Origin of the sequence: Stenotrophomonas sp. 57, from assembly GCF_030291075.1 — a bacterium.
In the GTDB taxonomy this organism is placed as follows: Bacteria; Pseudomonadota; Gammaproteobacteria; order Xanthomonadales; family Xanthomonadaceae; genus Stenotrophomonas.
The window spans coordinates 2,394,465-2,416,228 of the sequence record NZ_CP127407.1 but is presented as its reverse complement, the minus strand read 5'-3'; the positions used below and the strand labels follow the sequence as shown (position 1 = coordinate 2,416,228).

Here is a 21,764-nt window from a genome sequence, read left to right as displayed (position 1 = left end):
GCAGGCCGATGTCAGCCCGGATGCCTTCTGTTTCAAGTGTCCGTCAACGTGGCATGGCGGTGATCGTCGCCCTGCTGGTGGTGGCGCTGGTGGCGGTGATTGCCACGGCACTGCTGACCCGGCAGTCGGCCCAGCTGCGCGCGCTGCGGGGCGACCAGCTGCGCGCGCAGGTGCGCATGGCGGTGGACGCAACGCTGGAGCGTGCGGCCCAGCAGCTGCGTGAGGATGTAAAGGAACAGCTGACCACGGTGCGCAGCGGCCGCTGGGCGCGTCCCTTGCAGCTTCAGGCACCGCTGCCGGTGCAGCTGCAACTGGTCGATGCCCAGTCGATGTTCAACCTGCGCAATCTGCTGGCCCATGGCCAGCCGGACCCTGAGGCGCGGCGCGCGTTCATCGCGTTGTGCGCCGGGCAGGGGATGGGACAGGGTGCCTGTGCCTCGGCGGCGGACCATATCCAGGCACGCCTGCGCGATGGCGACATCCCGGCGCAGGCGCCGCTGCCGCGTGAATCACTGATCGAACAGGCGCTGCCGGGTGCCGATCCATTGGCGTTGCAGGCGCTGGCGCGTCGCACCGTGGTGCTGCCGGCGCAGACCCTGGTCAACGCCAACACCAGCGACCTGCGCGTTCTGCAGGCGGTGACGCCTGCGGTCGATCCGGCACGGCTGCAGGCGCTGCTCGGTGAGCGCGACGCTGGTCATTGGCTGCTCAATCGCGGCGACATCGCCAACCGACTCCAACTGAGCAACGAACAGATGGCCGTGCTTCCCCTGGGTATCCATAGCGAGTGGTTCCTGGCCGTCGGCCAGGTGCAGGCTGACGGCAGCGCGGTTGATTTTCGCGCGCTGCTCTGGCGCGAGTACCGCGACGATGGCGTGCGTGTGCAACGCGTGTGGACGAGGATCGGCGCATGACCGTGCAGCTTCGGGTGCGCCTGCCGGCGCTTGAGCGTCTGCGCGGTGAAAGCGCGGTGGACTGGGCGCAGCTGCACAAGGGCGAGGTGCTGGCGCACGGGCGCGACACGCTGGCGGCGCTGGGCCTGCGGCATCCGCAGGCCGTGGTGCATGCCTGCCTCGATCCGAATGACCTGATCATGCTGGAACTGCAGCTGCCACCGTTGTCCGGGCGCCGCCTGCAGTCGGCGCTGCAGGGTGAGGTGGAGGCGATGCTTCTGGATGACCTGCAGGAGGTGGTGCTGGCCCACGGTGCGCAGGCGGCGGACGGCACGGTTCCTGTGGCCTGGCTGGGCCAGCAGGCGATCCTGCAGGCCCAGCAGCTGCTGGCTTCGTGTGCACTGCGGTTGCAGGCGCTGTATCCGACGCCGCTGCTGCTGCCCTGGCAGGACGGCCATGCCACGCTGCAGGTCAGCGGCGAGCACCTGCTGGTACGCAGCGGGCGCGATCGGGGTTTCGTTCAATGGTATGGCGGACGTGATGCCTGTGCGGTGATGCAGGCGCTGGCCGTGCGCCTGCAACAGGCCGGCATGCAGGCCGTGCAGTGGATCGATGGTGTACCGCCGACATGGCCGGAACGTCTGCCCGCCACGGCCATCCCCCATGAACGGCAGGCCTCTGGCCCCTTGCCAGGCTGGTCATTGCCGCTGCCCAGGGTGGGCCAGAAAGCGCCGCGGCTTGCGATCGGGCTGGCATTGGCGGCGATGTTGCTGGCCGCGCTCGGTCTGCAATTGCAGGTCTTGCGGTGGCGAAGTGAGGGCGAGGCCTTGCAACAGGACATGGCACGCCAGTTCAGCGCACGCTTCCCGGAGATCACCGACGTGGTGGACCCGGTGCTGCAGGCAAGGCGAGCACTGGCCGTGCCACTGCCGGCGCCGCCGTTGCCGCCGCTGCAGCGTCAGGTAGCCGGCATGCTGCAGGCGGTTCCCGCGCTGGCGGGACAGGTGCGCAGCCTGCATTACCAGCCCGGGCAGCTGGACATGGAGCTGGATGCCGACGCCCAGGCATTGGCCGACGATCCGCAGCGGCTTGAGCATTGGCAGCAAGCGGTCCAGGCGCAGGGACTGCAGTTGGCGCGCGAAGCCGGCGGACGCCTGCGGGTGAGCGGAGCTGGACAGTGACGACCCGGACCCTGCGGCTGGTCGCGGGAATGACGGGCGTGCAGCAGCGCTGGCAACGCCTGCCACCGCGCGACCGGCTGATGCTGTGGGTGATGGTGGTGGCGCTGCTGGCGGCGGGTCTTTGGATGTTGTGGCTGGAGCCGCTGCTGAAGCAGCGCACGCACTGGCAGGCCGAGCTGCCGCGGCTGCAGGCGCAGGCGCGTGTCCTGGCGCCACTGCTGCAGGCACGCGAGCGCCAGCAGCAGGCGCAGGGGCAGCGCCCGACGATGGCCAGGTTGCGTGACGGAATCAGGTCGGCCGGACTCGCCGACGGACTGCATATCGAAGCGCGCGACGGGCGTTGGCACCTGCAGGTTCAGGCGGTGCCCGCTGACGCGCTGTGGAACTGGCTGCTGCCCGTGCTGGCCGATCCGGCCATCGAACTGCAGCAGCTGCAACTGACACGCACAGGGGATGCGAACATGCCGGCTGCACGGATTTCCGGAAACATCGTGATGGCGCTCAACGTGGGTGCGCATCCATGAGGGTGATGCGCAGCCTTGCCTGCAGTACCGCACTGGCCCTGATCGTGTGCATGGCCCACGCACCGGCGCCGGTGCTGGCGCAGGACGCCCGCGATGAGCCGGTGCAGTTGAACCTGGTGGATACCGATATCGGTGGCGTGTTGCGCATGGCGGCACGCTTCACCGGACGCCAGTTCCTGGTCGACCCACGGGTGACCGGCAAGATGACAGTGGTTTCCGACGGCCCGGTCAGCCGTACCCAGGCCTACCAGTTGCTGCTGGGCGCACTGCGCATGCGTGGCTTCGCGGTGGTCGAGAACGGAGGCGTCAGCCGGGTGGTGCCGCAGGCCGATGCCAAGCTGCTCGGTGGCCGGGTCGGTAGCGGTGGTGCAGGGGGCGAGGTCGCCACGCGCACTTTCGCGCTGCGCTACGAGAATGCGGCCGCACTGGTAGCGCTGCTGCGGCCGATGATCAGCCCGGACAATCCGATCACTGCCAATCCAGGCAACAACACCCTGGTGATCACCGACTACGCCGACAACCTGGAGCGCATCGCGCGGGTGATCGCCAGCGCCGATACACCGGCTGGCATGGACACCGATGTGGTGAAGCTGCAGCAGGGCATTGCCGTTGACGTCGCGGCGATGGTGGCGCCACTGCTGGATGCGCAGGGCGCCGAGCCCAGCCAGAAGGTGGTAGTGATGGCCGACCCGCGCAGCAACAGCGTGCTGCTGCGTTCGAGCAGTCCCGGCCGCACCCGCCTGGCGCGGCAGCTGGTGGAGAAGCTGGACCGTGCCCAGGACGAGTCCGGCAACCTGCATGTGGTCTACCTGCGCAATGCCCAGGCCAACCAGCTGGCCGGTGTGCTGCGGGGCGTGGTGGCCGGGCAGAGCGATGCACCGGCAATGGGCAGCAATGAAGGCATCACACCACTGCCGGGTGACGCCAATCGTTCCACGCCCGCGCAGCCTTCGCAGCCACAGCAGGCCAAGACCGGAGGCAATGCGCTGGAATCGCAGCGCCTGGACCCGGGCCGTCGTGACCCGATCGATGCGGGAAGCACCGGCTTCAGCCAGAACGGCATCTCGGTGCAGGCGGACGTGGCCACCAACACGCTGCTGATCTCGGCGCCGGAGCCGGTGTACCGCAACCTGCGGCGGGTGATCGACCAGCTCGACCAGCGCCGGGCACAGGTGCTGGTCGAGAGCCTGATCGTAGAGGTCAACCAGACCGATGCGGCCGAGCTGGGCGTGCAGTGGATGCTGGGCAATGGCCGCACCTTTGGCGGCACCCACTTCGGTGGTGCCACCGGCGGCAGCGGGCTGAACACCACCGCGCGCACCACGCTGGACGTGCTGCCCAAGGATGGCCTGAAGATCGGCGTAATCGACGGCACCATCAACCTGCCCGGTGTCGGCCAGATCCTCAACATGAAAGCGCTGGCCAACGCGCTGCAGAGCAAGGGCGGCGCCAACATCCTGTCCACGCCGAACCTGATGACGCTGGACAACGAGGCGGCCAGCATCATGGTCGGCCAGACCGTGCCGTTCGTCAGCGGCCGCTACGTAACCGACGGCGGTGGCGGCAGCAACAACCCGTTCCAGACCATCGTGCGCGAGGACGTGGGCCTGAAGCTCAGAGTGCGACCGCAGATTTCCGAAGGTGGCACGGTGAAGCTGGACATCTACCAGGAGGTCAGCAGCATCGAAGCGCAGAGCGCCAACAGTGCCGCAGGCATCATCACCAACAAGCGCGCACTGGACACAAGCGTGCTGCTGGATGATGGCCAGATCATGGTCCTGGGTGGCCTGCTGGAGGACAACGTCAGCCACGGTCGTGATGCGGTGCCGGGGTTGGGCAAGCTCCCGGTGCTGGGGGCGCTGTTCCGCAGTGATACGCGCAAGCGCTCCAAGACCAACCTGATGGTGTTCCTGCGCCCGCACGTAGTGCGTGACCCCGCCGCCGGCCAGCGCCTGACCCGCGACCGCTACGACTACATGCGCAACGCGCAGGCCGGCGCGCAGCCGGTACAGAGCTGGGCATTGCCGGCGCTGTCCGCACCGCAGCTGCCGCCGCGGGACCTGTCTGTACTCGGCCAGGGCAATGCGCGCGACGGGCAGGGCCAGCCGCTGCAGAACACCAGCCTGGCCGCGTTGTATCCGGCCGGTGAGGGCGATGCGCAGCTGGTGCAGTTCGCGCAGGGGCTGGACCCGGCACGTGCCAGCCAGGGCGTGGCGCAGGTGCGGGCTCTGGGCCTGCAGGCCTATGCCGAGGCGACACCGGGCGGGAGCGGGCAGCGCCTTCGCGTGCGACTGCCGCGCGATCCGGCGACGTTGGACCCGGCACTGCAGCAGCTGCGCGGGCTGGGTTACACGCCGGAACTGGTGATCGGGCCGTGAGCGCCGCGGCGCCGCTGCCGTACGCCTGGGTGCGCAGCCATGGCGTGATGCTGTGCGACGCGGGCGGCGAGCCCGTGTTGCTGGGCACCGCCGACACCGCGGCGTGGGCCGTGGCCGAACTGCGCCGCCGGCATGGCCCGCTGCCCTTCCAGGCGCTGGACGCCGCGACCTGGCAGCAGCGGTTGGGTGAACAGTATCGTGACGGCGGCGATGCCGCTGCCGTGGTCGGTGCCGCCGAAAGCGAAGTCGATCTGGACCGGCTGATGCAGGACATGCCGGAGGTCACCGATCTGCTGGATGCGCAGGACGATGCGCCGGTGATCCGCATGATCAACGCGCTGCTCGCCCAGGCCGCACGCGATGGCGCCAGCGATCTGCACATCGAGCCGTTCGAGACCCATTCGGTGGTGCGCTACCGCGTGGACGGCACCTTGCGCGACATGGTGCAGCCACGCCGCGCGCTGCACGCAGCGCTGGTGTCGCGTATCAAGATCATGGCCCACCTGGATATTGCCGAGAAGCGCCTGCCGCAGGACGGGCGCATTGCGATACGCGTGGGCGGGCGTCCGTTGGATATCCGTGTTTCCACGGTGCCGACGGGGCACGGTGAGCGTGCTGTGCTGCGCCTGCTGGAAAAGGATGCCGGCCGGCTGCAGCTGCAGCGCCTCGGCATGGCCGATGACACCCTGGCGACGTTCACCGGATTGATCCGGCAGCCGCATGGCATCGTGCTGGTCACCGGGCCGACCGGCAGCGGCAAGACCACGTCGCTGTATGCGGCACTGGGTCAGCTCGACAGCAGCACCAGCAACATCCTCACCGTGGAAGACCCGGTGGAGTATGACTTCGCTGGCATCGGCCAGATCCAGGTCAACGCGCGCATCGGCATGAGCTTCGGCACCGCGTTGCGGGCGATCCTGCGCCAGGATCCGGACACCATCATGATCGGCGAGATCCGAGATCTGGAAACCGCGCAGATCGCCGTGCAGTCGTCGCTGACCGGCCATGGCGTGCTCGCTTCGCTGCATACCAACGATGCGATCTCGGCGGTAACCCGTCTGGCCGATATGGGGGTGGAGCCGTTCCTGCTGGCCTCTTCGTTGCGCGGCGTGCTGGCGCAGCGGCTGGTGCGGCGGCTGTGCACGCAGTGTCGGCGCGCCGAGATGGATGGCGAGGGCCGAACCGTGTGGCGCGCGGTCGGTTGCGCGGCCTGCGCCAACAGCGGCTATCGGGGGCGAACCGGCATCCATGAACTGTTCGTAGTCGACGACCGCGTGCGCGCGTTGATCCATGAAGGGCAGGGCGAGCCTGCGCTGCGCGAGGCGGCCCGGCGTGCCGGCATGCGGACCTTGCGGCAGGACGGCCAGCGCTGGGTCGACAGCGGAGTGACTACGCTGGAAGAGATCCTGCGCGTCACCGGCGACGATTGAGGCCCGCGTGGCATTGTTCGACTACCAGGCTGCCAACGCGCAGGGCCGCATCGAGAAGGGCCAGTTGGATGCCGACAGCCCGCGCGGTGCGCGCCAGCTGCTGCGTGGGCGCGGGCTGACCCCTGTGCAGGTGAGTGCGGCTCGCAGTGCCGGCAGTGGCTGGGGCGCTCGTCGGCTGTCCGCCAGCGAGCTGGCCTGGGCCACCCGCCAGCTGGCCAGCCTGCTGGCCGCCAGCCTGCCGTTGGAAGGCGCATTGAGTGCGGTGATCGAGCAGGCCGAGCGCCCGCATGTTGCCCAGGCACTCACCGCGGTACGCGCCGACGTGCGTGCCGGCCAGCGCCTGACCGTGGCCCTGGCCGCACGGCCGCGCGATTTCCCACCGATCTATCGGGCACTGGTGGGTGCGGGTGAAGACTCAGGCGACCTGGCACGGGTGATGGAGCGTTTGGCCGACTACATCGAAGAACGCAATGCGCTGCAGGCCAAGGTGCTGACCGCCTTCATATACCCTGCGGCGATCAGCCTGGTGTCGGTGGCGATCGTGATCTTCCTGCTCAGCTACGTGGTGCCACAGGTGGTGACAGCGTTCGTACAGGCGCGGCAGACGCTGCCGATGCTGACCCAGGTGATGCTGGCGGCCAGCGCCTTCGTGCGCAGCTGGGGCGTGTGGGTGGGGCTGGGCATCGCTGCGCTGGTGGTGGCCTGGCGGTTGGCCCTGCGCAAGCCCGAGCTGCGCCTGCGCTGGGACGCCATGCTGCTGCGGGTGCCGATGGTCGGGCGTTTCGTGCTGGGCGTGGACAGTGCGCGCTTCGCCTCGACGCTGGCGATCCTGCTGGATGCCGGCGTGCCGCTGCTGCGCGCGTTGGAAGCTGCCCGGCAGACCGTGGGCAATGCGCTGCTGGCGCGTTGTGCCGATGACGTGTCCGCGCGCGTACGCGAAGGCGCTGCATTGGGCTCTGCATTGAAAGTGCAGAAGGTGTATCCGCCGATTCTGGTGCATCTGGTGGCCAGTGGCGAAAAGACCGGTTCGCTGGCGCTGTTGCTGGATCGCGCCGCGCAGACGATCTCGCGGGAGATCGAGCGTCGCGCGATGGCGCTGACCGCGCTGCTGGAACCCACCATGATCCTGGTGATGGGCGGCGTGGTGCTGACGATCGTGCTGGCCGTGCTGATGCCGATCATGGAAATGAACCAGTTGGTGCAGTGATGCGCAACGCGCATCACGGGTAGGGTCGACTGACAGTCGACTCTACCCGGTCGGCGACTTCGATTCTCCACACAATCCTCCACACCTTTTTTCGATCTTCCACAGGTTTCTTAAGCGGCCTGTCATCGGTGCGGACCAGCATGGACACGTCGCCGCAGAGTGGGCTGGGAGGCCCTCGGCGGCAGCAGGCGTGTAGTGACCGTTCCTCCCTTGGCGTTTCCCTTCGCAGTAAACCCTTCAGGAGAAGATCATGAACAAGTACAAGACCCTGGCCGCGCTGGTTGCTACCGCGCTGCTGGCCACTGCTGGTGCCGCTTCGGCCCAGACCGCCGTCACCGGCGGCGGCGCTTCGCTGCCGGCCGACCTGTACAAGGGCCAGGCCGACAGCATCCTGCCGGCCAACTTCAGCTATGCCGTGACCGGTTCGGGCACTGGCAAGAAGGCCTTCCTGGAAAACAATTCGGCGCTGTTCTCCACCACCGGCACCGTGCACTTCGCCGGTAGCGATTCGGTGCTGAACAGCACCGAGCTGAGCACCTACAACAGCACCTACAACGTGTCCGGCGACGCCAACCGCTATGGCGCACTGGTGCAGATCCCGTCGGTCGCCACCTCGGTCACCATTCCGTTCAACAAGGCCGGTTCGGCGGTTGACCTGTCGGTCACCCAGATCTGCGGCATCTTCTCCGGCAAGATCAACAACTGGAGCCAGCTGGCGGGCCTGGGCCGTACCGGCGCCATCCAGGTCGTCTACCGCGGCGAAAGCAGCGGCACCAGCGAACTGCTGACCCGCTTCCTGACCAGCGCCTGCCAGCCGGCTGACGTGTCGGGTACCAACCTGAAGCTGACCAACGGCGTGCCGGCATTCTCGGTGCAGTCGACCTTCGCCAACCTGTTCACCAGCGTGCCGTCGAACTTCATCGCTGCCCCGGCCACCGGTGGCACCGCGCTGTACAACGCCGTCTATGCCGTTGACGGCCGCGTCGGCTATGTCGGTCCGGACGTGATCCCGAGCCTGACCGATGCCACCAAGATCGCCAAGGTCAAGGGCTTCTCGCCGGATGAAGTGAGTGTGCAGGCCACGCTGGAAACCGCTGCACCGCCGACCGGTGCCGCCGCCGAGAACCCGGCGAACTGGGTGCCGGTGTTCGGCAACCCGAACGCGGGCTATCCGATTGCCGGTTACACCAACTTCGTGTTCGGCCAGTGCTACAAGAATGGCACTGTGGGCGCCAACGTGCGTGCCTTCCTGGCACGTCACTACGGCAGTGTCGTCGATGCAAACGGCGTCGAGAAGGGTCCGAACGACGACGCAATCCGCGCGCACAAGTTCATTCCGCTGACCAAGACCTGGCGTGATGCGGTCCGTACCCGCTTCGCCACCGCCAGCAATGCCGGTGCGGTGAACAATCCGAGCACCTGCTCGGGCATCGGTCGTCCGCTGTAACTGCCATTGCTTCTGTAGTTGCAGGAGATGCACAAGGGCGCCGGCAGCAATGCCGGCGCCTTCTGCGTATGTCCGCTGCATGACCGGGATGTGCCTGTCGTCTTCACGCCGCCGCCACCGTCTATGAGGTGCAGGGCGTGTCTCGCGCAGGCCCATCCGTACACGCCGCCGCCAGCGCGGCCCATCAGGTTGACGAGGTCCCCGATGTCGCACCCGCATTCGCCCGCCGCCCGCTTCCCTGCCGCCCTGTGGCGCAGCCACCCGATGGCCTGGGCCGTCGCCGTGGCCTTGGGCAGCATGGTGGCCCCGGCCAGCCAGGCCCAGCAGGCATTCAGCCCCGGCTGGTTTGCCGAGCGCGGTGCGGCGCAGGGTGCGGCGGCCCAGAGCGGGCGCATGCCCAACGGCGTGGCGATCCAGTTCCAGCTGCCCGCACAGCAGCAGGATGCGGCGCGGCAGAAACTGCAGCAGTCCATCGACAACCTCGGCACGGCCGCGCAGGCCATCGCCCTGCAGCAGCGCCTGCAGGAGCAGGCACGGCAGGCGCGCCGCGAGGCGGGCTTCGTTGTGGCCGATGGCCTGGGCAAGGATGGCCTGAAGGTCGACGAGAATCCGCTGACCCGTGGCTGGATCAACGCCCGTGAGGCCATCCAGTCGCAGACCACCGAGGGGCGGGTGCTGGTCAACATCGAGCAGACCGCCGACCAGGCGATCCTGAACTGGGAAACCTTCAACATTGGTGGCAACACCACGCTGAACTTCCTGCAGAACCCCGACTGGGCCGTGTTGAACCGGGTCAATGATCCCGCCGCAAGGCCCAGCCAGATTCTCGGCCAGCTGAAGGCCGATGGCACGGTGTTCGTGGCCAACCGCAACGGTGTGCTATTCGGCAACAACAGCCAGGTCAATGTCCGCAACCTGGTCGCGGCGGCGGCGCGCATCAGCGATGTGCAGTTCCGCGAGCAGGGCCTGTACAGTGCCGACGCGAACACCTCGGCGCTGACCGACGCCGTGGGCAAGGTCATGGTTGAACGCGGTGCGCGCATCACCACGCACGAACCGACCACGGCGACACGGGGCGGCGGCTACGTGCTGCTGGCTGGCCACAGCGTGGAAAACGCGGGCCAGATTGAAACCCGCAAGGGGCAGGCCCAGCTGGCCGCCGGTGACAGTTTCGTGATCCGTCGCGGCGTGGGCACGGCGCAGAACACTGCATCGACCACCCGTGGCAACGAGATCGCGCCGCGCTTCGTCGCTGACAGCACGGCCGGCAGCGTTCGCAACAGTGGCCTGATCCAGGCGCGCGAAGGCGATGTCACGCTGGCCGGCCGCACCGTCGAGCAGGCTGGAGTGGCCGTTGCGACCACCTCATTGAACCAGCGCGGTACGGTGCACCTGTTGAACTCGGCGTCCGATGCGGCCGGCAGCGTGACCCTGGCTGCCGGCTCGACCACGGCAGTGCTGCTGGAAGACGATGGCAAGAGCACGGCGCTGGACAGCCAGCGCAACGCGCTCATCAAGGAATCGGCCGAGCAGGACAAGCTTCGCGGTGCCAGCAACAGTGGCACCTTCGATAATCTCTCGCGCCTGCAGGACCGCCGCGAGCAATCGCGCATCGAAGTCGTCTCCGGCGGCGATGTGAACTTCCAGGCCGGCTCGCTGGCAGTGGCCACCGGCGGCCAGGTGATCGCCGACGCCAGCCGGCGCAGCTATCTGGACGATGGCGCGCGCGTGGACGTCTCCGGTGCGGTGGGTGTGCAGGTGGCGATGGAAAGCAACAACGTCAAGGTGAAGGTGCAGGGCAACGAGCTGCGCGACTCGCCGGACAATCGTGACAGTGGCAGGCTGATCAGCAGCGAGGTGTGGATCGACCGCCGCCAGTTGACCGAAGTTGCCGCCGGTACCGGTGGCTACGAAGGCACGCGCTGGTATGCCGGCGGCGGCCTGCTGGAAGTGGGTGGCTACCTGGACAATCAGGGGCATTCGATCAGCGAATGGGCAGCGCAGGGCGGTACCGTCCAGTTGGCAGGCAAGGAAGTCGTCAGTCACGCCGGTTCGCGCATCAATCTGGCCGGGGGCAGCCTGGATGTGCAGTCCGGCGCGGTGCAGCAGAGCTGGCTGCGCGGCCGCGATGGCCAGTTGTACCGCCTTGACGATGCGCCGGCGGAGATGCTGTACGACGGCCTGTACCAGGGCTATGAACTGAAGCAGGAACGTTGGGGGGTGACCGAATCGTTCCGCAATCCGCTGGTTGCCCCGGGCCAGCGCTTCGACAATGGCTACACCGTGGGACGCGATGCTGGCCGCCTGTTGATCTCGGCGCCCACGGCCGCCCTGGAGGGCCAGGTGGATACGGTGGCCTTCCAGGGCACACAGCAGACGCGCCGGCCCGATCAGGGGCAGGACGGCTATGCGCAGGCACAGACGGCGGCGGCCCGCAACGCCCAGCTGTGGCTCGGGCGTTTTGACAACAGCGGGCGCAGCGCGGTGTTCGACTCGAATGTCCGCATTGGAGCGCTCAAGGCCGACCCCCGGCCGTGGACGCTGCAGGCGCCGGTCGGGGACGCACAGCGCAATACCGTGTGGCTGGACAGTGAGGTGCTGAGCGCGCAGCGATGGGGGCAGGTGGACCTCGCTTCGGCCGGCCGTATCGATCTCGATGGCACGCTCAGGTTGCAGGAGGGCGGCCGGCTTGGGCTCACCGCAAGCCGCGTCAGCTTCGGTGGAACGGTGCAGATTGCCGGCGGGCAGGTGGAAGCCGGAAATCTGCTTGCGGCGCTTGGCGGGCCCACGGCATTGCTGACGTCCGGACGTGGTGCGGTGGATGTCGCGGCCGGCGCGCGGATCGATCTTGGCGGTGGCTGGAGCAACGCGCTTGCAGCGCCGGAGGGCGGTCCCGTACAGGCGTGGATCGACGGCGGACAGGTGCGCTTCAACAGCAGCCACGATATCGGCGTGGGCGAGGGAGCAGCGATTCTGGTTGATGCCGGCGGTGCGATCGATGCCAACGGCAAGGGGCGCGTCGGCAAGGGCGGCAGCGTCAGTCTGCTCGCAGCCAGCACCGAGGTCGCCACCGACGGCAGCGGCCGGCTGGGCTTCGGCGAGGGCGCGCGCTTCAGCGCGCTCGGCAATGGCAGCGGCAACTTCATATTGGCAACCGGCGGTGCGGTGTCCATCGGCGCGCCCGGCACGGAAGCATCGGCAGCCTCGCTGCGATTGCAGGCAGCGCTGTTCAACAGCGGCTTCGCCGGCTATGACATCGCCGGTCACAACGGTTTGACGGTTGAAGAGGGCACCCCGCTGCAGGTGCAACGTCCCGCGCTGCGCTTGGCCGACGGCGCAGGGCAGGCTCTGGTCCGCGAGCAGGGCGTGCAGGCCTGGATGCCACCGTTGTACGAGGCCGATCCGAGCAGTGGTCGCGTGTCGCAGCGTGGCGGCGCGAGCCTGACACTGCGCGCGGGGCATCTGCTGTCCACGGCCGACCTGCGCGTTGGCAAGGGGGCCAGGATCGAGGTCGACCCGGGCCAGTCGATCGAACTGTCCAGCGCCGGCAACCTGAGCGTGGCCGGTCATCTGAAGGCAGCCGGCGGCCGCATCCGCCTGGATGAGGCATTTGATCCATCCGGTGTACGTGGTGATGCACGCCGCGAGCGTCAGTGGACGATCGCCGATGGCGCGCTGTTGGACGTGAGTGGCGATACCGTTTCGCTGCGCGACGCGCGCGGGACGTTGCGCGGGCAGGTGCGCAAGGGCGGAACGATCGAGATCGGGGGCGCGCTGGACTGGGAAGACCAGGACAACGTACGCCACCTTCCACCCGATACCTTCGTGGTGGTGGAGCGTGGGGCGCGGCTGGATGCCTCCGGTGCATCGGCGCTGCTCGATATCGATGGCAGCGGGCGCACCCGCGTGGACAGCGATGGCGGCAGCATCGTGCTGCGCAGCGGCAATGCCTTGTACCTGCAGGGTGAACTGGACGCAGCGGCCGGCGGCGACGGCGCGCGCGGCGGCACCCTGGGGGTTGCCTTCGGTGGCGGCACCTACGGCAGGACGGCAAACGGCAAGGACGTGTTGGCACCGCGCGTGATCTCACTGACCCAGCACGCCGCGCAGACGGCGGACCTGCCTGCGCGCCTCGAGTACGGCCATGCCGGACTGTCGGTGGAGCAGATCGAGGCCGGTGGTTTCGATCATCTGGCCCTGTTCGGTGACGTCCGTGCGCAGGGGGACGTCAATCTGCGCATGGACCAGAGCCTGCGCCTCCAGGGCTTGAGCGAGCGTTACCTCGGCTTCGTCCCGGGTGGCAGCGAGGGCGGTCACCTGCAACTGGCCGCGCCGTATGTCCGCCTTGCGCAGGGCCGCTGGTGGCAACCGGCCGGCGAAGGCACGTTGCGCCCGCTGGAGGCGCCCCTCGACGCCGGCCGGCAGCATCGCCTGGAGGTGGGCGCCGATCTGATCGACCTGCGCGATGTGAACTGGCTGGCGGGCTTTGATCAGGTCGCGCTGCGCAGCCGCGGTGACATCCGCTTGCTGGCCCCGGTCGCCAGCAGTTCGCTGGTCTCCACGCTGGCAAGCCCGGGTTCCATCGACATCAGCGCCGCACGCCTGTACCCGGCAGCCCGGGCCAAGGGACGCATCGTGGCCGGCGTCCCCGACATCGGACCTTCAGGCGAGCCGTTCTGGCAGAACCCCGACGCCGTGCTGCGCATTCATGGCATTGCAGGCGGCGCGCAACCGGCACCGGACTCTGCGTTCGGCAGCCTGGAGCTGGTGGCGGCGACGGTGGTGCAGGGCGGCAATGTGCAGGTGCCGTGGGGCCATGTGCAGCTCGGCGGCCGGAAGTTCAACGCCGATGTGGCCGGCCGCGTCGACCTGCTTGCAGGCAGTGTGACGTCGGTGAGCGGAGCGGGCCTGCAGCTGCCGTTTGGCGGCACCGTGGATGGTGTGGGCTGGCGCCGCAACGGTGCCGACTTCGATGTGCTGGGCCCCGGCTCGAACAACATCCCGATCGGTATCGACATCGTGGCCAACGCCTTCAATGGCGTGGCGGGCAGCGTGCTGGACGTGTCCGGCAGCGGTGAACTGTCCGGCGCTGCATTCGTGGCCGGGCGGGGCGGTTCGGTGGACGTCCTGCGGCATGCGCTGGCGGATGCGAACCCGCGCTACCGTTTCAGCGACAGTGACAATGCGGTCTACGCGATCATGCCCGGACGCTCGGGCACGGAGGCGCCGCAGGCGCTCGCTGACGGCAGCACCGATCCGCGCGTTGGCCAGCAGATTGTCATCCCTGCCGGGGTTCCCGGCCTGCCCGCGGGAACCTACACGCTGCTGCCGGCCAGCTACGCACTGCAGAAGGGCGCATTCCGTGTCGAAGTCGGGACTGAAAGCGCCGTCGGCAGCCGACAGCCAGTGGCGACCGGCACCGGCTCCTGGCGCGTCAGTGGACACCAGGCGCAGAGCCTGGGGGGTGGAGTCTCACCGCTGCTCACTGATCTGGTGCTGACGTCGGCGGATGTGGTGCGCCGCCATGCCAGCTACAACGAGAGCTCCTACAGCGCGTTCGTACAGGGCGTGGCCGAGCGGCGTGGTGAAGCGCTGCGCTGGCGGCCAACGGATGCCGGCAACCTCAACCTGGTGCTGGGTGATGGCGCCGGACGTTCGAGCGTGCCAGCCGCGACCTTCCAGGGCGTGTCACGCTTCAACGCCGGCAGCAATGACGGACGGGGCGGCACGCTTTCGGTCAATCTGCTCGCTTCCAATGAGGCGATGCTGGAGATTGCTACCCAGGGCGGTAGTACCGGCAGCGGCAGCGGTGCCACCCTGTTCGATTCGGCGCTCAATGCGTTCCGCCCGGAAACGATGCTGATCGGCGGCGTGCTGCGACGTGACGCGACGACTTATTCGCTGGAGGGCAGCGCGCAGCACATCGTGGTGCGCAACGGCGTCACCCTGACGGCGCAGGAGGTGCTGTTGTCGGCTGCGTTCGGGGGCAAGGGGATCCTGGTCGAGCAGGGCGCTTCGATCGATACCTTGGCCGGAGCCGATCCCTCGCGCGTGGCTCAGCCCACGGTGCCCTATCTGGTGTCGGGCGGCCTGCTTGCCGTGTCCAACCAGCGCTTGACGGCGCTCAGTGCGCAGGGCGGCAGTGCCGCCGGTCCGGTGGCGATCGACATCGGCGGATGCGAGGTGGACTGCAATGGCCAGACCCGGTTGCTGTCGGCAGGCAGCATCAATGTGGTCACCGACGGCGCCTTGAACATTGGCGACGCGGTGAGCTATGGCACGCGCCAGCTCGGCCTGGGCATGTCGGCCCTCAACCTCGGTAGTGCCGAAGCCATTGCGGCAGCAACGGCGGCTGGTGGCCTGCCGGCCGGCATGACCATGAACCAGGAGGTGCTGCAGCGGTTGCTGCGCGGAAACACCGCCACCGGCGCGCCGGCGCTGGAGGCGCTCAGCCTGACTGCGCGCGATGCCATCAACGTCTTCGGCAGCGTGGACCTGGACACTCGTGAGGGCGCAACCGGTCGCAGCAGCCTGGTGCTGGGCGCACCGGCCATTCACGGCTACGGCAGCGCTACCGATCGCGCGCGCATCTTCGCCGATACGCTGGTCTGGGACGGTACGCTGGCCGGCACCGCATTGGCCGGCGGTGAGCAGACCCAACCGGCCGGCGAGGCGATGGTGGGGCGGCTGGGCCAAGGGCAGCTGGAGATCAGTACGCGGGTGCTGGAGCTGGGGCGTGCGCCCTTCACCCGGCCCAGCTCGTCGGTGGCCGCGGATCGCCAGGTGCTCGGCTTCGCCGGCGTTACGCTGGCGGCGTCGGATCGCATGCTGTTCTCCGGCAAGGGCAGCCTGGACGTCTTCCAGCGCCAGGGCGACTACGTGGCAGGCAGCGGCTGGCAGTTCAGTGGCGGCGCGCTGGATATCGTCACCCCGCTGCTGACCGGCAACGCGGGTGCGCAGCTGGCCATCCGCAATGGCGGAACGGTGCAGCTGCGCGGTGCTGCGGCGACCACGGGCAGCGATGCGTTGGGTGCAGAGTTGTCGATCACGGCCGAACGGATCGGCATCGACAGCCGGGTGGCGCTGGCGTCCGGCCGGTTCGAAGCCAAAGCCCGCCAGGGCATTACGCTTGGCAGCAACGCGGTGCTGGACATGGCCGGCCGCAAGGTCAGCCTGTTCGACGTGGACAAGTACAGCTGGGGCGGCGACGTGGCGCTGACGAGCCGCGAAGGTGATGTCGTTGCCGACGCCGGGTCGCGTATCGATCTTTCCGCCCGTAACAACCGCGGCGGCCGCTTGACCGTTGCAGCGCTGGGCCCACAGGGCGGCCGTGTCGATCTGGCCGGGACCCTGCTGGGCGGCGCCAGCGGTCGCTACGACGCCGGTGGAATCGAAGTGCCTTACGACGGCGGCGAGCTGGTGGTGCGTGCACGCCAGTTGCAGGACTTCTCCGGCCTGAACACTCGGCTTACCGCCGGCGGCATCACCGGTGGCCGGACCTTCCAGTTGAGCGAAGGCGACCTGGTGATCGGCGATGAAGTGAAGGCACGCAACGTTGATATCAGCGTCGATGGCGGCAGCCTGCAGGTCAAGGGCCGCATCGATGCCAGTGGCGAACAGGTCGGCAGCATCCGCCTGTCGGCCCGCGATGTGCTGCGTATCGATGGCACATTGGATGCGCATGGCAGCGGCCTGCGCGTGGACAGCTACGGCAAGATCATCGACAGCCCGAACCGGGCCATGATTGAACTGACCTCGGCCAACGGCAGCCTGCAGCTGGGTGCCGCTGCCTCGATGGACCTGCGCGCCGGCACGTCGGTGGCGACCGGTAGCGGCCCGGGCCAGAACGACGGCCGCGCGCGCGGCAGCGTCAAGCTCAACGTGCCCCGCGTGGGCAGCAACGATGCAGCAATCGAAGTGGCCAGCGGCATCCGCATTGCCGGCGCCGGCGACCTCCAGGTCAACGCCTTCCGCAGCTACGATTCGGCGCCGCTGGCCAGCGCTCCAGACGTGCACGGCCATCGTCCGCAGGTGATCAACCAGCAATGGCTGGATACGGTGGTGGACCCGGACAACAGCCTGTGGATGAACGCCGCGCTGGCCAATACGGGATTGCAGCAGCGCACCGCCGCCCTGGGCAGTTACCGCCTGCGCCCCGGCGTGCAGCTGGTGGCGCGGAGCAGCACTGACAATCCGCGTGGCGACATGGTGGTGGCCGGTGATATCGATCTGTCCGGCTACCGCTACGGACCGCAGTCGAACCGGACTGATCCAGCGCGCCGTGGCTTCGGTGAATCGGCCGCGCTGGTACTGCGCGCCGAGGGCGATATCAACGTCTACGGCAGCATCAACGACGGTTTTGCGCCGCCGCCTGCCAACCCGGACGAGGACGGCTGGGTGCTGCTGGAAGGGCGGAGCGCGGGCTCGCCGAACACCGCATTTGGTGGCGACCTGATCGTGCCCGGCGAGGGCGTCAAGCTTCAGATCGGCACTGAGTTCCGCGCCGGTGCGACACTGAATTACGACCTGCCGTTCCAGGCGCTGACCTTGCCGTCGGGTACGGTGCTGCCGGTGGCCATGACTCTGTCGGCAGAGCTCACGCTGCCCGCCGGCAGTGTGCTGGGGGCGGCGGTGACCACCGATGGCGGCCAGGTGCTGGCAGCAGGCACCGTGCTGGCCCAGGCGCTCACCCTCCAGGCAGGCGCACGGCTGGGCGCCGGCTTCCGCCTGCGCAATCCGGCACCGGTGGCGGCCCAGGTGTGGCCTGCCGGAGTGGCGTTGCCGATGGTGATGCGGCTCTCCGGCGCGCTGGATCTGCACGCCGGTGCCATCATCCCCTCGATGACCAGGGTGGAACTGGCCGGCGACGCTCCGGTGAAGCTGCGGGTGGCCGACGCCAGCGGCCGACAGGGGCGCAATTGGGCGTTGGCCTCGATGCTGCCAGAAGGGACCACGTCATGGGACCTGACTGCGGTGGCCGGTGCAGATACAGCGTCTGCCGATCCGCGCACGCGTCGCTGGGGCAGTGACGGCAGCATCGTGCTCGCCGACAGCCACTACAGCACCATCGGTACGGTGACCACCACAACGGAATGGAAAGGCGATCGTGTCGTCAACCTGGAAGGTTCGCTGTTCTGGTGGGGGGACGACAGTCTGGTCGGCAAGTCGCCCCGGGAGGCGGCTGAAATGCTGGGTGTCGCCGAAGGTGACATCTGTGAACTGGGACCGTTCTGCGGCGCGGCGCCGCGCCTGGTGGACAAGGAAGGTTCGCTGATGTGGTGGGGGGATGAGTCCTGGGTCGGCAGGCCTGCATCGGAACTTGGCGCCGAGATGGGCATGTCAGAGGAAGATATCTGTGCAGTCACCGGCTACTGCTACGGCGGCGGTACGCTTACCGAAGTCACCACCTACGGCAAGCGCCTGGGCTCGCCGGCCTGGAGCGTGTTGCGTACAGGCAAGGGAGACCTGGCGCTGCTGGCGGCGCAGGACGTGCGCATGAAATCCGGCTTCGGTGTCTACACCGCAGGTACGCCCACCCATCTGGGTGATGGCAGTGATCCGCGCTTCAACGCGGCGCGTGCGCCGAAGCCGGAGAACACCTTGCTGCTTGGTTCGAGCCAGGCCTCCGGGGCCTACGACGCGGCCCTCGCCAGCTATCAGGCGTGGTATCCGGACCAGGGCGGCAATCTGCGCATCGAGGCGGGGCGCGACATCATCGGCGATACATGGAGCTTCCGCGCGGAATCGGGTACGGTCCAGCGCGACCAGGCTGGCCACTCAAGCGCAGCGGTGGGCAACTGGTTGTGGCGGCAGGGATCGGGCACCACCGGCGGTGTCGTGCAGACGCCGACCAGTTGGTGGATCAATTTCGGAACCTACAGCACGGTGAGGCCTGAACTGGATGCAACCCCCCGCCTGGTGGGTTTTACCGGGTTCGGGACGTTGGGGGGCGGCAATCTGAGCCTGGACGCAGGCCGCCATATGGGCATGCTGGACAGCATGGGCAACGCGCTGGGATACGAGATCTCGCCGCATTCGAGTGCGCTTTCGGTCGCGGTCGGATCAACCGGGCGCGTGGTCGACGGCCAGTTGCATGTCACCGGCGGTGGTGATATGGCCCTGCGCAGCGGGGGGGCACTGAATCCGGGCCTGCGTGCCAGCAGTCGTGGCAGCACATCGGATCAGCAGGACCTGGACGTCAATGGCGTGCTGACCAATATTCGTGGCAATACCCGCATCGACGCTGCGCGCATTGGAGGCCTCAGTGCAGTCCAGGCCAGCTATGGGCAACTGGGCCTGAAGGATCCGCTGGTGGCCGACAGCCCGGTTGCGATGGCCGGACCGGTGCTGGTGCTGGGCGACTCAACCGCGCAGTTGCAGGCACGCGGCGACGTGGTGCTGGGTAGTGCCGCCGATCCAGGCCGGGTTCCCGTGGCCAATTTCAACACGATCGTGCTGGATGATGGCAGCCGCGCGTCTGGCACGAGCTGGTTCTCGCTATGGACGCCGCGCACCGCGCTGGACCTGTTCTCCGCCGGCGGGAACCTGTCGCCGGGCCTGGTGGGCACGCAGCATGTGAGCGGCAGCAATCAGGCCAGGGAGGTGGTCGAAAACAACGCCAGCAATGGCGACATCTATCTCAACTACTGGTTGTATCCCTCCCGGTTCACCGCCATTGCAGCCTCCGGCAACATCAATCTCGCCAATCTGCGCAGCGGCAGTGTGCCTGATGCCCAGGACGTCATCCTGCTGGCGCCCTCGGCGTCGGGACGGCTGGATGTGTTGGCGGGAGGATCGATCCTGGCCGCCAACCGAGCGACACAGATCGCGCGCTCCAGCAGTGATGCCCGCATCCCTGGTCCGTTCGATCCCGGCTTCATCGCGCAGGGGCCAGGAAACGCGGGAACGGTGCGCAGCAATGTATCCGTCGATGGGAACGCCGCCAGCCCTGGCACCGTGCTGCCGTATTTCGCGTTCGGTCCCAATACCGCGCTTGGTGCGTCGTTGCTGGCTACGCCGACGGCGGTCAGCCGGTTCTATGCCGTGGCCGGCGATATCATCGGACTGGGCAGCGGCAGCAGGCGGCAGCTCTCGCGCAATGGCCAGAATGGCGGACGTACCGTATTTGACTGGTTTGAGGCGGGCTCGGCGGTACGGCTGCGCGCCGGCCGCGATGTCATCAGCGCCGATGTCACCGCGCTCAACACCCGCGGTACCGATATCAGCGGGATCGAGGCGGGCCGGGACATCATCCGCAGCAATCTGACGGTGGCCGGCCCGGGCAATGTCGAGGTCAGCGCCGGTCGCCAGCTGCGCCAGGAAGAGGCGGGAAGCATCGTCAGCCTGGGCGGCATCGTGCAGGGCGATACGCGCCCGGGCGCAAGCATTGCCTTGACGGCGGGCAATCAGGCCATTGATTTCGATGCACTGCGCACGCGCTACCTGGATCCGGCCAACCTCGCCGATGCCTCGCAGTCGCTGGCATCGCAGCCCGGCAAGGCAGTGAAGATCTACGACAAGGAGTTGAAGCAATGGCTGCAGCAGCGCTTCGGTTCGGTTGTCGAGGGTGCCGAGGCCCTGGCGGCCTTCGACCGGCTGCCGAAGGAACAGCAGCGCATCTTCCTGCGCCAGGTCTACTACGCCGAACTGCGTGAAGGCGGCCGCGAGTACACCGATGCCGAAGGCCCGCGTTTCGGTTCGTACCTCCGTGGGCGCGAGGCGATCGCCACGCTGATGCCGGACAAGGATGCTGCCGGAACGGCCATCGACCGCACCGGCGACATCGTGATGTACGGCGGTTCGGGCGTGCGTACCGAAGCCGGCGGCAACATCGAGCTGATGGTGCCGGGCGGACAGATCGTGGTGGGTGTACAGGGCGTGGTGCCACCGGCCAGTGCCGGGCTGGTGACCCAAGGGCAGGGTGACATCCGCCTGTTCAGCCAGGACAGCGTGCTGCTCGGGCTGTCGCGGGTGATGACAACGTTCGGTGGAGACATACTGGCCTGGTCGGAGCAGGGTGACATCAATGCCGGTCGTGGGTCGCAGACTACGTTGTTGTACACGCCACCGCGGCGCGTCTATGACGGCTGGGGCAACGTGATCCTGTCGCCGCAGGCCCCGGCCAACGGTGCAGGCATCGCAACGTTGAACCCGATTGCCGAAGTGCCGCCGGGCGACGTCGACCTGATCGCGCCGTTGGGAACCATCGATGCGGGCGAGGCTGGCATCCGGGTGTCGGGCAACATCAACCTTGCTGCGCTGCAGGTACTCAACGCCGCCAACATCCAGGTACAGGGCGAAAGCAAGGGCCTGCCGGTGCTGGCCACGGTGAACGTCAACGCGCTGGCCTCGGCCAGTGCAGCGGCCAACAGCGCCAGCCAGGCCGCACAGGACGTGATGCGCAAGAGCCAGGATGATGCGCGGCGCAACCAGCCGTCAGTGATCAGTGTGCAGATCCTCGGCTTCGGCAGCGGCACCAGCAGCATCAACCCGCCGGCGCGTGGCAACACTGCCAACGCTGCCTATGACGCCAACAGTGCCTTCCAGTTCCCGCAGGCAAGTCGCGACGAGGGCACGCAGCGCCGGTAGCCCGCTTGCAACCGTGCCGACCAACGGTCGGCACCCAGCTGAACTGCAGGAACGGACAGCATCGGGCCAGCTGCCACGGAGCGGTGGCGGCCCCAGCCAGGACGGCACGGAGGGCA

Annotated in this window: 8 protein-coding genes; all 8 read left to right on the top strand. The window is 68.0% G+C overall.

Annotation, left to right across the window (positions count from 1 at the left end; translation table 11 throughout):
- Nucleotides 1-8 precede the first annotated feature (8 nt).
- The 8 genes from gspK (at nucleotide 9) to QP512_RS11035 (ending at nucleotide 21,648) form a co-directional block, all read left to right on the top strand.
- Complete coding sequence (gspK, locus tag QP512_RS11070) at nucleotides 9-914, top strand: type II secretion system minor pseudopilin GspK (protein ID WP_286068553.1); 906 nt, start codon at nucleotides 9-11, stop codon at nucleotides 912-914.
- A complete protein-coding gene (gene gspL / locus QP512_RS11065; RefSeq protein WP_286068552.1) occupies nucleotides 911-2,074 on the top strand; it encodes a type II secretion system protein GspL in 1,164 nt (387 codons plus the stop codon). The genes gspK and gspL overlap by 4 nt, the downstream gene beginning before the upstream one ends.
- Nucleotides 2,071-2,598 carry a type II secretion system protein GspM gene (gene gspM / locus QP512_RS11060; RefSeq protein WP_286068551.1) on the top strand — a complete coding sequence of 176 codons (528 nt, stop codon included), beginning with the start codon at nucleotides 2,071-2,073 and terminating at the stop codon, nucleotides 2,596-2,598. The genes gspL and gspM overlap by 4 nt, the downstream gene beginning before the upstream one ends.
- Nucleotides 2,595-4,976, top strand: coding sequence for a type II secretion system secretin GspD (gene gspD / locus QP512_RS11055; protein ID WP_345783085.1), 2,382 nt, complete (start codon nucleotides 2,595-2,597; stop codon nucleotides 4,974-4,976). The genes gspM and gspD overlap by 4 nt, the downstream gene beginning before the upstream one ends.
- Nucleotides 4,973-6,406 carry a type II secretion system ATPase GspE gene (gene gspE, locus QP512_RS11050; RefSeq protein WP_286068549.1) on the top strand — a complete coding sequence of 478 codons (1,434 nt, stop codon included), beginning with the start codon at nucleotides 4,973-4,975 and terminating at the stop codon, nucleotides 6,404-6,406. Before gspD ends, gspE begins: the two co-directional genes overlap by 4 nt.
- A gap of 7 nt (nucleotides 6,407-6,413) precedes the next feature.
- Nucleotides 6,414-7,613 carry a type II secretion system inner membrane protein GspF gene (gene gspF, locus QP512_RS11045; protein ID WP_286068548.1) on the top strand — a complete coding sequence of 400 codons (1,200 nt, stop codon included), beginning with the start codon at nucleotides 6,414-6,416 and terminating at the stop codon, nucleotides 7,611-7,613.
- A 250-nt stretch (nucleotides 7,614-7,863) separates the two neighbouring features.
- Nucleotides 7,864-9,060: a substrate-binding domain-containing protein gene (locus QP512_RS11040; RefSeq protein ID WP_286068546.1), complete on the top strand. Its 1,197-nt coding sequence runs from the start codon at nucleotides 7,864-7,866 to the stop codon at nucleotides 9,058-9,060.
- A gap of 204 nt (nucleotides 9,061-9,264) precedes the next feature.
- Nucleotides 9,265-21,648 carry a filamentous haemagglutinin family protein gene (locus tag QP512_RS11035; protein WP_286068545.1) on the top strand — a complete coding sequence of 4,128 codons (12,384 nt, stop codon included), beginning with the start codon at nucleotides 9,265-9,267 and terminating at the stop codon, nucleotides 21,646-21,648.
- Nucleotides 21,649-21,764 lie beyond the last annotated feature (116 nt).

Bases quoted from the DNA above. Each gene is read 5' to 3' on its own strand.
- gspL (WP_286068552.1), top strand. From the start codon at position 911: ATGACCGTGCAGCTTCGGGTGCGCCTGCCGGCGCTTGAGCGTCTGCGC.
- QP512_RS11040 (WP_286068546.1), top strand. From the start codon at position 7,864: ATGAACAAGTACAAGACCCTGGCCGCGCTGGTTGCTACCGCGCTGCTG.
- gspD (WP_345783085.1), top strand. From the start codon at position 2,595: ATGAGGGTGATGCGCAGCCTTGCCTGCAGTACCGCACTGGCCCTGATC.
- gspK (WP_286068553.1), top strand. From the start codon at position 9: ATGTCAGCCCGGATGCCTTCTGTTTCAAGTGTCCGTCAACGTGGCATG.
- QP512_RS11035 (WP_286068545.1), top strand. From the start codon at position 9,265: ATGTCGCACCCGCATTCGCCCGCCGCCCGCTTCCCTGCCGCCCTGTGG.